We start from the raw sequence: 12435 nt of genomic DNA, 5'->3' as shown, positions 1-12435 counted from the left end.
GATGAAGAAGTTTTTAGTTTCTTATTCTTGGTTAATTTTGTTATTCTTGTATTTTCCAATGATGGTTTTAATGGTCTATTCTTTCAACGACTCTCGCATTAATGCGGAGTGGGAAGGTTTTACATTCCATTGGTATACAGATTTATTTCAAAAACAAGATGTTATTGATGCATTTGTAAATAGTATTACGATTGCAGTTATAACAACGATTGTGACAACGGTACTTGGTGTATTCTTTGCAATTGCTTTACATCGTTATAAATATCGTTTCGAAGGGGCTATTAATGGCCTTGTATATTTACCAATTTTAATTCCTGATATTTTAATGGGATTATCTTTACTAATTCTTTTCAGTCAGTTAGGAATGGAACTTGGACAAACAACGATTATTATTGCACATATTACATTTAGCATTTCGTTTGTTGTTGTTATTTTAGCTGCGCGTCTTTCAAGTATGGGACGTGACTTAGAAGAAGCTGCAAATGATCTAGGAGCAACGCCTTGGCAAACGTTTCGTTATGTAACGTTCCCAGCAATTGCACCGGGAGTTATTTCGGCAGCATTATTAACATTCACATTATCAATTGATGATTTTGTAATTAGTTTCTTCGTATCAGGACCAGGATCAACAACATTGCCACTATACATTTACAGTATGGTTAAGCGCGGAGTATCACCAGAAATTAATGCTCTTTCTACAATTTTAATTGTTGCTATCGTAGGATTAATGGTTCTATCTGAAATCTTCCGAAACAAAGGTGCAGATGGTGAAGAAAACTCTGGAGGACACCTTCCTTTATAATACGAACGATATAGAAAGTACAAGGGGGTAATAAACCGATGAAATTAATGAAAAGAATAGCTGGCGCAGCAATTAGCTTTAGCCTTGTTGCTGGTGTGCTTGCTGGTTGTGGTGAAAAGAAAGAAGAATTAAATATTTATAGTTGGGCTGACAATTTTGATGAGCAAGTGCTAAAAGATTTTGAAAAGAAGTATAATGTGAAAATTAACTATGACAAGTACGCAAGTAATGAAGAAATGCTTGCGAAATTACAAGCTGGTGGCGCAAAGTATGACTTAATCCAGCCGTCTGATTACATGGTTAAAACAATGGCGAAAATGGACTTATTAGCACCGTTAGATAAAAAGAATATCCCGAATATCGAAAACATGGTTTCTAATTTTAAAACACCTGCGTTTGATCCAGAGAATAAATATTCTTTAGTGTACACTTGGGGTGTAACAGGGATTGCATACAATAAAAAGTATGTGAAAGAAGCACCTACAAGCTGGGCTGACTTATGGAATGAGAAATATAAAGGACATGTAACGTTACTAAACGATTCTCGTGAAGTATTAGGAATGGGTCTTAAGAAGCACGGGTTCTCAAACAGTACGAAAGACGATGCACAATTAAAGACAGCAGCAGATGATTTAAAGAAGCTGCTTCCAAACTTATTAGCGTTTGATACAGATAACATTAAACAAAAATTCATTACAGAAGATGCTTGGATCGGAACAGTTTGGTCTGGAGATGCAGCATTTATCGCAAAAGATAATAAAGATGTAGAATATGTTGTACCAAAAGAAGGCGGCACAATTTGGGCTGATACGTTAGCAATTCCAAAAGGTGCAAAACATAAAGAGCTTGCTGAGAAATTTATGAACTACTTACTAGATGAAAAAGTAAGTGTGAAAAACTACGAGTCAATTGGTTACAGTAATCCAAATGAAAAAGCTCATCCTCTTCATAGTAAAGAATACCGTGATAATCACATGATTTTCTTAACGAAAGAAGAGTTAGATCGTACAGAATGGCTTGTTGATGTAGACGATAAGTTAAAAGACTATGATCGTTACTGGACAGAGCTAAAAACAAAAGGTAAATAAGCAAGGAAATGCGGTTTCTAAAGTAGAAATCGCATTTTTTCATAGTAGGAGGAAATCGTTTGAAGAAGAAGTTACATCAGTATGAGGTAATGTGTATCGGTTTGTTATTTGCTGTATTTGGTATTGTTGCTTGGCGCGTACATGCAGGTGGCGTTACAGTGATGGATACATATGTCCGTGGATTAGTAAGAGGGCTACAAACGGAAAGTTCTCTTACATTTTTCTCGTACTTTACAAAATTGGGATCAGCAATTGGGATAGTCGCTACGCTCGTTATAAGTTTGCTTGTTTTTTGGAAGAAGCGTTATTATGCTGCGATGATTGTATATCCAATGGGAATTTTAGTAACACATCTTGTGAATAAAGGGATAAAAGAGATTGTAAAGAGAGAACGTCCGTCATTAAATGAAGCGTTAGATGCACTTGGATATAGTTTTCCTAGTGGACATGCAATGCTATCAATTATGACATTTGGATTTCTTACTTATATCATTGCTGCTAATTTGAAAAGCGTAGCTGGGAAATGTGTCACAACGATTTTGATGGGTATAGTAATTCTATCGATTGGATTAAGTAGAGTCATTTTAAATGTACATTACCCAACTGATATTTTAGCTGGTTACTGCGTAGGTGGTATTTTGTTAATTATCGCGATTTACTACCATCGTTTACTTACTGAGAGATTAGGGCTTAATAAAGAGAGATAGAAAAACGTCTGGAAAAACTATTATTATAGTTTTTCCAGACGTTTTTTGTTTATATCAAGATGTGATACAGTATAAGTGACAATTGAATTATGTAAAGTAGGTGAAAATGTGTGAAGACAAATGTACATAAAGTTGATAAGTGGGGGAAGTTAGGAGCCTTTTTGTATCAGTTTCGTTATACAGTAATTGTAGCGTTACTGTTGCTCGCAATCGCACTTGGGATTTTTGCTCCAAAGCTACCGGGAGTATTAGGTGGTGACGGTTTCCAAACGGAAGGCGACTATCAAAAAACGAAAGAAATTTTAGATAAAGATTTTAAGAAGTCTCAAGATACGCTGCTGCTCGTTTTTGAGAAAAATAAAGATGCTTCGCATGAGGAATTTAAAAAGCGAATAAATGAAATTGTAAAGAATGTTCAAGAGAAAGAGAACTATGAATCTTTCCATCACCCAATCCAAAATAAAGAAATGCTACAAGATGACATCGGCTATGCGACAATTTTATTTTCCGGGAAAACAAATAAGGAACGAATGGAAAAGACATTACAATTTGCTGATGAGATTGAGAAAGAAAGTAATATAGCATTAAAAGTAACACCTACAGGGTTTCCGAAAATTAATAAAGAGATTAATGAAAGAACGCAAAATGATTTAAAAGTAGCAGAGATGATTGGATTACCAATTGCGTTTCTTGTATTACTATTTTCGTTTGGTAGCCTTTTGGCATCAATTTTACCGATTTTGAATGGGGCGCTTAGTGTTATTAGTACGATGGGTATATTGTATTTCATCGGTGTTGATAAAGAACTATCTATTTTCGTGTTAAACGTTGCACCGATGATTGGACTTGCATTATCTATTGATTTTGCGCTATTATTTGTGAACCGTTTTCGAGAGGAAGTTGCTAAACGAACGGTAAAAGAAGCGATAGCAATTACATATCAAACGGCAGGACGTGCGATTGTATTTTCAGGATTATGCGTATTTGTTGGGTTATCCGGTTTGTTTTTCTTTAAGATAGATTATATTCAATCTGTCGCGATTAGCGGAATGATTGTTGTCATTATGAGTATTTTATTCTCACTCACACTTCTTCCAGCACTATTATCGTTAATCGGTAAAAGAATATTAAAAAAGAATCAAGTAGCACATACGCCGGCAAAAGCATGGCGTAAATTTGCAAAATTTGTGATGAAACATCCAATTGCAATGATTATTGTTGTTACAACATTTATTGTTATTTGCTTATTACCGTTACGTACAGCTAATTTGCAGTTCCCTGGTGTTGAAGCTTTACCTGAAAAGAGTGATACAAGGATTGCATATGAAAAGTATGAAGAAGCATTTAATGAAACTGTCAAAACACACGCTGATGTTACGTTAGTTGTAGAGACGAAAAAAGATATGAAAGAAAAAGAAAGTCTACAAAAGATAGAAGAAGTCGTTCAAAAGTTAAAAGGTGATAAGAAAGTACATGAAGTAAGAAGTTTATACGACGGGTTAACTGGAATGAAAGCAGATCAAGTTGTTGGAATGTTGCAGTCGCCAGAATCAGCGAAACTAGCTCCTGTATTTGAAGCATACACGCAAGGGAATAAGACGACGATAGAAATATTTTTGAAAACAAAACCACGTACAGAGACTGCAAAACAGTGGGTACGTGACTTTAAAAAGAACTATAAAGAAACGGATGTTACGTATTATCTAGGCGGAATGACGACGTTTCAACAAGAATTAGAAGATGAAATTAAAGATAAAGTTGTAATTGGTATGTCTGTTATATTTGGATCGACCTTTGTTATATTATTATTTGCATTCCGATCTATACTCATTCCAATTAAGGCAATTGTTATGAATATACTTAGTTTAAGTGCAACCATTGGAATTGTTGTTTGGTTATTTGAAGGTGGTCATTTCGGTTTAGAAGCAAGTCCGGTTCTGTTTGTCTTACCAATCTTCATTTTTGGCCTCGTATTTGGGCTTAGTATGGATTATGAAGTATTTCTTATTTCACGTATTCATGAGCTCTATGAAGAAACAGGAGATAACGATCAAGCAACGTTAGAAGGGCTCGTTTCAACAAGTAGAATCATTACATCAGCTGCTTTAATAATGATTGTTGTAACTGGTGCATTCGCATTTACTGATATTTTACCAGTAAAGCAGATGGGTCTTGGCGTTGCATTAGCAATATTTCTTGATGCAACAATTATTCGTCTTATGCTCGTACCAAGCTTAATGAAGTTATTTGGAGACTGGAACTGGTGGTTACCATTTCGAAAAAAACGAGAAAAATCATCGTAAAAAATGCTCATCAATATGATGAGCATTTTTTATGAATAGCAAAGCCTACATTTTGCAAATAGTATGTGATAAGAACATTACATAATAAGTAGGTGAAGGCAATGTTTCGTTATTTTAAGTTTAAGTTAAATGATACAGTACAGTTTGCCGAGAACGATGGGCATATGTATCGCATTGTCGGTTATCGGTTAGAAAAAGGATTTTATCCAAAAGATGAATGGACTCATATCATTTATGAACTACTTAGAGAATTTGACGGGTATACGATGGATGCAGAAGAGGAAGAACTTGTAAAGGTCGTTCAAGTAGAGGATGAGTATTACAAAATACAAGAAGTATCAGGTTATCGCTATCCAGTAAAAATGAAACAAAAACAACAAGTGATGAAAATAGAAAAGATGGACGATTTATTAGATGCTTACAATGATTATAAAAGGTTGGCGGATTTCTTTAAGGATTTATCGTATGAACAAAAAGCTGAAGAAGTATTGTTAGAAATGAAAAGACTTAGAGCTTGAGGGGCAGTCTATTATAAGACTGTCCTCTATTTTTGACGGTGCATCAAAGTGTGTTTTCCGTTACAATGAGAGAATCAATAGAAATAAGGTGATAAACAGTATGGAAACAAAGAAAAAGGGTGAATGGTGTGAAATTACCGTTCCAGCTAAATGGAATGGTATAAGTATTGAATCGGTATTAAAAGTAGAATGGGAAATACCGAAAAAGCTATTACATCAGCTTCGTATGGAAAAAGGTGTTACGGTTAACGGGGAACAAAGAAGATGGAATGAGCTTTTAAAAGAGAACGATAAGTTACAAGTCCATATGTTTGCGGAGGAAGAGTACGGTGTAGATCCAGAATATGGTGAATTACATGTAGTATACGAAGATGATCACGTACTTATCGTAAATAAACCAGAGCAAATGGACACACACCCTGCTGAAAAAGGTGGAACCGGGACGCTTGCAAATCTTGTTGCTTTTCATTTTCAAATGCAAGGTTTAGAGACGAAGGTGCGTCATATTCATCGTTTAGATAAAGATACGACAGGTGGTGTCGTGTTTGCTAAGCATAGAATTGCTGGTTCAATTATGGATCGCTTATTAATGGAAAGAAAAATTAAAAGAACGTACGCAGCGCTCGTTGAAGGGAAAGTAAAGAAGAAACAAGGAAAGATTGATGCTGCTATCGGAAGGGATCGCCATCATGCTACAAGGCGTCGTATTTCTCCAAAAGGTGACCAAGCTATCACATATTATAAAGTAGAAAAGTATTTTAAGAAGCAAAACACGACTTTCGTAACGTTACAATTAGAAACGGGTAGAACACATCAAATTCGTGTTCATATGAGTCATAATGGTAATCCATTAGTTGGGGATGTATTATATGGTGGACAAACAAAATATATGTCCAGTCAAGCATTGCATGCGATGAAGATACATTTCTTGCATCCAATTACGAAAGAAGCGATTGAAGTTGATGTGCCGTTTCCTACAAAGTTAAATAATAAAATAAAAGAATTTCAAAAAGAAAATGCGTAAAGTATAAGTTTTAACTTGAAAAAAGTAGATTTTTGCAGGGATTTCTCTAAAAGAAGCGAAGCCGTTAAGAGAAAAGAGAGGTGAGAATCACTTGATTAAATATAAGTATGTACTGGGAATATTTTTCGCTTGTCTTTTACTTACTCTATTTCTCTATCCCTATTTACCAAATCGTATGGCAGTACATTGGAATGTAAATGGTCAGCCAAACGAGTTTATGAGTAAACAAGTCGTTGTAGCATTTATTCCCTGTTTTATTATTTTTTCATATGGATTTTTGTATATTATTTCACATAATATATTTAAGTTTAATGAAAGAGAGCATGGTATTATAGGCGGATTTATAAAGAAAATTACGTTATTTATGTTGTTTATTCATACGCTTATTCTCTTTATTAATTTTGGGGATTTGATATCCTTTCAAACAGGATTAACGATTGGGATTAGTATGTTTCTTTTTATGCTGAGTAAAGAATTTAAGAAAATAAAAGGCAAAGAAAAAGATCCAATTAAATTACAAAAAATTTGTTTAGTGAGTAGACGGATTTTTCAAGTGATGGCATGTGGCATATTGTTTTCATTGTTTTTGAACTTAGAGTGGGGATTTTATGTATTGCTTAGTGTAATAAGCTGTGGATCTATGTTGTTTATGTTATATATTTTCTATTCATACATAATAGAAAGCTATGAAACTTAAAAAAGAGTCTTCTCATTATGAGAAGACTCTTTTAATCTATTTACTTCGTAATAAATTGTTGTGTCCAGTAGTTGCCGCTTTCTACATAACCAACACCGATGTGAGTGAAGCCGTTATTTAAGATGTTTGCACGGTGTCCAGCGCTGTTCATCCAAGCTTGTACTACTTCTTCAGGTGTACGTTGACCTTGAGCGATGTTTTCGCCTGCAGATGTATAAGAAATACCAAATTTCTTCATCATGTCAAACGGAGACCCGTATGTAGGGCTGTTATGATCAAAGTAGTTGTTTTTTTGCATATCTTCAGACTTAATACGTGCTACTTTGCTTAATTCAGTATCGATTTTTAGTGCTGGTAAGCCTTGTTTTGCACGCTCAGCGTTTGTTAATTCAACAACACGTTGTTCAAACTCGCTTAAAGATTTTGCTTCTTCAGCAGGCTTTTGCTCAGCTGGTTTTTGTTCAGCAGGTTTTTGAGTATTGTTGTTTTCAGCAGGCTTTTGAGCTTCTGGTTTTTGAACTTCTTCAGCAGGCTTTTGCTCGGCAGGTTTTTGCTCAACTGGCTTTTGAGTTTCTGGCTTAGCTGTTGGTTGCTCAGTTACAACATTTCCAGTAGGTTGTTGACCAGGAATGAAGCAGTTTGGTTGGAAGTTTCCTTGTTGCCATTGTGCTAATGATTCAACTCCCATAGATTGTAAGAATGCTTGTAATTCTTGTTGGCTCATTTGTTTCATCATTACTTTTGAATGCTGAATATTTTGAACCTTTACGTTAGATGGTTGTACTGTTGCAGCTTGTGCATCTAGAGAAGATACTCCTAAAGTAAGAGCTGTTGCAGCAGCTACAGATAATAAAACACGCTTTTTCATGATGTGTGTCCCCCTATATAAAGTTTTAATTTGTTTTTCACACGATTTGTTTTTGACAGCCTGTCTGACTGACAAATTCATCGTAGCATACAATTTGCGAGAAAAAAGATGGAAAAAAATTCATAGACTTTAAAATTACCTAATTTATCCTAAGAGAAGAAGGGAGCAAAAATAAGAGAAATATAGAGTATAAAAGGAATTTATAGTGTTTTTATACTTGGTTTTAAGAGGGGGTTTTTGGATAAAGTTACCTAAATAGAAAATGAAGAATCCTATTGTATCAATGGTTTGAACGTTTTTTTGAGGAATATAATGGATTGATTTTTACAAAACTGTAATGTTTCTGTTGTTCTTTTTTATAATAAAGTAACATATTTTTAATGTTGTAGCAGACAAAAAAGCGGCTATCTCTTTACATAGACGAAGGAGATAGCCGTTTTCCTATTATTACGTATGTTACGAGTTAGTTTCAATTGCTTCTAATAATAAATCCACAATGTGAATTCCTCTCATTTTATGAGAAAGCCCTTCTCGCTCAATACCCAATTTCATTTGTAATAAACAACCTGGATTTGCAGTAACAATGGTTGCTGCTTCTGTTTCATGCACACGGTCCATTTTGTAATCTAGAAATTCCATTGATAACTCTGAATGAACAATATTGTAAATACCAGCAGAGCCACAGCAGCGGTCGGCATCTTTCATTTCTCGATATGTTGCACCTTGGATAGCCTCTAGTAACATACGAGGTTCAGAAGATGTGCGCATAACATTGCGTAAATGACAAGAGTCTTGATACGTAATAACTTGCGGCGTGAGTCGTAAGTCAGTTCGCTTATGGAAGTCTAGTTCTACTAGTATAGCAGTAATATCTTTAATTTTAGAAACAAACTGCTTAGCACGTTCAGCCCAATCCGGATCATCTTTTAAAAGATAATCATAGTCTACGAGATAAGCCCCGCAACCACCTGCATTCGTAATAATATAGTCGATGTTTAAATCTTCGAATGCTTTTATATTTCGCTTTGCTAATTCTTTTGCTCCACTCTTTTCACCAGCATGTCCATGCAATGCACCGCAGCAACTTTGTGTTTTTGGAATAACGATATCACAACCAGCTAATTGAAGAAGTTTCATCGTTGCGTTATTTGTTTCTAAAAACATCGTATCCATTAAGCAGCCTGTGAAGAATGCAACTTGTTTTTTCTTTGTGCTTTCTGCAGGTAAAAATGAAGGACGATCTTTCATGGCTTTCATTTTAGGGACTTTTGGTAAAACGAGATCCATCGTTGCAAGTGTTTCAGGGAATAACTTCATAATCCCTGTTTTATGTGTTAGCGTTTGTAAACCAGAACGTTGATAAAATCCGATTAGTCCAGTTAATGTTCTCATTCGATTTTGATGGGGGAATAGTCCTTCAAAAACGACTTTTCGAACAGCTTTCACTGGCACTGAGAATTTTTTATTTTGATTAATAATATCACGAGCTTCTTCTAATAAATGTCCATAATTTACACCAGATGGACAAACAGGTTCACAAGCACGGCAACCAAGACAAACGTTTAATGTATGTTCAACATCTTCATCTGGTTCGATTAAACCATCAACGACTGCTTTCATTAATGCGATACGTCCGCGTGGTGAATGTGACTCTTTATATCCGGATTGAATGTAGGTAGGACAAGTAGGTAAACAAAAACCGCATCGCATACAGTTTAGTAATTCATCTTCACTTAATCGTTCTTTAAATTCTTTTTGAATATTTTCTTTATTTAATGTGGTCATTGCTCAACCACCACTCTTTTTCGAGTGTCTTTCGCGAACATTTTTCCAGAATTCATAATGTTATTTGGATCGAAAGCTTGCTTTATTCCTTGCATAGCTGCAATACCTTCTTTACCTAATTTCATTTCTAAATATGGAGCTTTCATTGCACCAACACCATGTTCACCAGTAATTGTGCCACCAAGTTCAATTGCTTTCGCAAATATTTCAGCAAAAGCTTGTTCAGCTCGGTGCATTTCTTCTGCATTACGAGCGTCTGTCATACAAGTTGGATGTAAATTACCATCACCAGCGTGTCCAAACGTACAAATAGGAATATTATATTTTTTTGCAATGGCATTAATAGCTTCAACCATCGGAGCGATTTGTGAACGTGGTACAGTCGCATCTTCTAATATTGTAGTAGGTTTTAATCGTGCGAGCGCTGATAGAGCACTACGGCGAGCGGTACGAAGCGCATCTGCTTCTGTTTCGTCTTTTGCAATACGAACATCAACTGCATTCATAGAGCGGCAAACATTAGCCATGTTTTCAATATCTCGATTGACTACTTCGGGAGGGCCGTCTTGTTCAATTAATAAAATTGCTTTTACATCTGTAGGTAAACCGATTTGCGCAAACTCTTCTACTACTTCAATTGTCGGTTGGTCTAAGAACTCCAGTGTTGCTGGAATGATTTTATTTGCAATAATAGAAGAAACAGCACGTGCAGCTTCATTAATATCTTCATATAGTGCAAGCATTGTTTTCTTTGTTTCAGGCATAGGAACAAGTTTTAATATAGCTTCTGTTACCACGCCAAGTGTTCCTTCAGAACCGATAAATAAACGAGTTAAATCGTAACCAGCTACATCTTTTGCTAATTTACCACCAGTGCGAATAATATCGCCATTTGGTAAGACAAGTTCAAGCCCCATTACATAATCACGTGTTACGCCGTATTTCAAACCGCGTAATCCACCTGAGTTTTCATTAATATTACCGCCGATTGTAGAAATTTTCATCGAGCTTGGATCTGGTGGATAAAATAAACCTTTTTCTTCTACCGCTTTAATAATATCAAGTGTAATGACACCAGCTTGTACAGTAATTGTTAAGTTTTCTTCATCAATTTCTAAAATATTGTTCATATGGCGGAAAATAAGGACGATACCGCCTTCAAGTGGACATGTTCCTGCGCAAAGATTTGTTCCAGACCCGCGCACATACACAGGAATTTTGTGAGTGTTACATACTTTTAACACTTCAGCTACTTCATTTGTATTACGAGGAGCAATGACTGCATCAGGCATTGCTTGGAAGTTTGGGGTGGCATCATAACTATAAGTTAAACGCCCCATATTGGATGTATCTACATTATCTTCGCCAACAATAGATACGAATGAATGAATAATTTGTTTTTCTAACATTGGAAATCCCCCTCAAACTGTTAACGTGTTTAGTTATAATAAACAACGTGGTAACAGTGCTTTCATTATAATGATAAAAAAGTCGAGGGATTCTTTCTATGTATAATCATCTAAAGATTAATCTGTTTTATCGTTCTTTTTTGTATGATCATCTAATAGGAGGAGTGCGAAGTATAAAACGTTTAAGTCTTTGAATTGTTTTGGATCAAGTCCTGTATGTTCTTCAATCTTTTTTAGCCTGTAATGTAATGTGTTAATGTGTATATGTAATTGTTTAGCCGTCTGTTTATAAGATTGGTTATAATCGATAAATAAGCGCAAAGTATGTATAAGCTCAGGAAATGATAATAAGTTTTCGATGGTACGCTCTAGAAATTGTTCACGCGTTTCGGCAGAAATATCTTGTAAACACATTTCTAAACGTAAATCTTCATTAAATACAATTTTTTTCGTTTCCAATGATACAGAAAGAGCGCGTAATGCTTGTTCGTAACATATGTTCATATTGTTTGAGGTAACTGTTTGTCCAATCCCGATATATAAAGAAATAGAAAATAAAGTTTCGCAGTCTTGTTTTAACCGTTTTAAAAATTGATAAGTTTGCTCTTTTGAGCTCGTTGCTGTAAATAAAATAAAACGATCATTTCCCCAACGAACAAATAGATGCTCTTTTGTTAAAATATTACGTATGTGTTGCCATATTTTACGCTGGAGCATCGTGTCATTTTTGCCAATAGAAAACAAAATAAGTTGTTTTTTCTTATATAAATCAATGCCAAGTGTTTTGGCGCGATCAAGAAAACTCGGGGACCACTCTGTATTTTGAAGCCAATCAAAGACAAAAGCTTCATAAGAACGGTGCTCAAGTTCTAGTTGCTCTAAAAAGTAGTTTTCATGAATTAATAATTCGGTCATCTTACGCAATATTTCTCCGTAGCGTGAAATATTTTCAGGTTCTCCTGTAATCCCAATGACACCAATTACTTCATCATGAAATAATAAAGGAAGATTCATCCCAGCCTTTACACCTTGCAATCGCCTTTCATCTTCTTTTGTAATGATGACGGTTTTCTTTTGTTTGGCGCAGCGGAGTGCACCTTCATGAAATTGACCAATTCTTTCTGTATCTGTACTTGCGATAATAACGCCTTCTATATTAATGATAATAATATTTTCTGTAATTAGTCTGCGTACTTCTCGTACAATTTTATTCGCTAAATCAGGAAATAGCATA

The 12435-nt window shown here is 35.2% G+C and carries 11 protein-coding genes; 7 read left to right on the top strand and 4 right to left on the bottom strand.

Going from position 1 to position 12435, the window contains the following annotated elements; all coding sequences use genetic code 11:
- The first annotated feature begins 1 nt into the window (after position 1).
- From potC to BLT20_RS01385, 7 genes are all read left to right on the top strand, one after another.
- Entirely contained in the window at positions 2-802 is an 801-nt protein-coding gene (gene potC, locus BLT20_RS01415; protein ID WP_000714192.1) for a spermidine/putrescine ABC transporter permease PotC, read from the top strand.
- A gap of 38 nt (positions 803-840) precedes the next feature.
- Positions 841-1890: a spermidine/putrescine ABC transporter substrate-binding protein PotD gene (potD, locus tag BLT20_RS01410; protein ID WP_000772484.1), complete on the top strand. Its 1050-nt coding sequence runs from the start codon at positions 841-843 to the stop codon at positions 1888-1890.
- 59 nt (positions 1891-1949) lie between these two features.
- On the top strand, positions 1950-2597 hold the full coding sequence (locus tag BLT20_RS01405) for a phosphatase PAP2 family protein (protein ID WP_000727797.1): 648 nt from the start codon (positions 1950-1952) through the stop codon (positions 2595-2597).
- Positions 2598-2707: 110 nt separating this feature from the next.
- Complete coding sequence (locus tag BLT20_RS01400; protein ID WP_000856405.1) at positions 2708-4900, top strand: MMPL family transporter; 2193 nt, start codon at positions 2708-2710, stop codon at positions 4898-4900.
- Between the two features lie 101 nt (positions 4901-5001).
- Complete coding sequence (locus BLT20_RS01395) at positions 5002-5418, top strand: hypothetical protein (protein WP_000490301.1); 417 nt, start codon at positions 5002-5004, stop codon at positions 5416-5418.
- A gap of 100 nt (positions 5419-5518) precedes the next feature.
- Entirely contained in the window at positions 5519-6442 is a 924-nt protein-coding gene (locus BLT20_RS01390; protein ID WP_000448350.1) for an RluA family pseudouridine synthase, read from the top strand.
- A 91-nt stretch (positions 6443-6533) separates the two neighbouring features.
- Positions 6534-7139, top strand: a complete 606-nt coding sequence (locus tag BLT20_RS01385; protein ID WP_000599001.1) for a DUF1648 domain-containing protein — start codon at positions 6534-6536, stop codon at positions 7137-7139.
- A 40-nt stretch (positions 7140-7179) separates the two neighbouring features.
- Here BLT20_RS01385 and BLT20_RS01380 read toward each other — a convergent pair whose 3' ends face one another.
- The 4 genes from BLT20_RS01380 to BLT20_RS01365 all read right to left on the bottom strand — a co-directional run bounded on the left by BLT20_RS01380 (position 7180) and on the right by BLT20_RS01365 (position 12434).
- Positions 7180-8007 (bottom strand): CAP domain-containing protein, encoded by an 828-nt coding sequence (locus tag BLT20_RS01380; protein WP_000747603.1) that lies wholly within the window; start codon positions 8005-8007, stop codon positions 7180-7182.
- 456 nt (positions 8008-8463) lie between these two features.
- A complete protein-coding gene (locus BLT20_RS01375) occupies positions 8464-9792 on the bottom strand; it encodes a (Fe-S)-binding protein (protein WP_000209620.1) in 1329 nt (442 codons plus the stop codon).
- The gene (glcD, locus tag BLT20_RS01370; RefSeq protein WP_000890757.1) at positions 9789-11201 is read right to left on the bottom strand and encodes a glycolate oxidase subunit GlcD; all 1413 of its coding nucleotides are present in this window, start codon (positions 11199-11201) and stop codon (positions 9789-9791) included. The genes BLT20_RS01375 and glcD overlap by 4 nt, the downstream gene beginning before the upstream one ends.
- A 117-nt stretch (positions 11202-11318) precedes the next feature.
- A complete protein-coding gene (locus BLT20_RS01365; RefSeq protein ID WP_000898641.1) occupies positions 11319-12434 on the bottom strand; it encodes a CdaR family transcriptional regulator in 1116 nt (371 codons plus the stop codon).
- Position 12435: the final 1 nt, after the last annotated feature.

This window comes from Bacillus sp. cl96, assembly GCF_900100505.1.
Classification (GTDB): Bacteria; Bacillota; Bacilli; order Bacillales; family Bacillaceae_G; genus Bacillus_A; species Bacillus_A cereus.
Note: the sequence above shows the minus strand (reverse complement) of the source record. Positions and strands in the feature narration are given on the sequence as shown.

Excerpts from the sequence above, each read along its gene's own strand:
- potC (WP_000714192.1), top strand. The coding sequence starts at position 2 with ATGAAGAAGTTTTTAGTTTCTTATTCTTGGTTAATTTTGTTATTCTTG.
- potD (WP_000772484.1), top strand. The coding sequence starts at position 841 with ATGAAATTAATGAAAAGAATAGCTGGCGCAGCAATTAGCTTTAGCCTT.
- BLT20_RS01395 (WP_000490301.1), top strand. The coding sequence starts at position 5,002 with ATGTTTCGTTATTTTAAGTTTAAGTTAAATGATACAGTACAGTTTGCC.
- BLT20_RS01390 (WP_000448350.1), top strand. The coding sequence starts at position 5,519 with ATGGAAACAAAGAAAAAGGGTGAATGGTGTGAAATTACCGTTCCAGCT.
- BLT20_RS01380 (WP_000747603.1), bottom strand. The coding sequence starts at position 8,007 with ATGAAAAAGCGTGTTTTATTATCTGTAGCTGCTGCAACAGCTCTTACT.
- BLT20_RS01375 (WP_000209620.1), bottom strand. The coding sequence starts at position 9,792 with ATGACCACATTAAATAAAGAAAATATTCAAAAAGAATTTAAAGAACGA.
- glcD (WP_000890757.1), bottom strand. The coding sequence starts at position 11,201 with ATGTTAGAAAAACAAATTATTCATTCATTCGTATCTATTGTTGGCGAA.
- BLT20_RS01365 (WP_000898641.1), bottom strand. The coding sequence starts at position 12,434 with ATGCTATTTCCTGATTTAGCGAATAAAATTGTACGAGAAGTACGCAGA.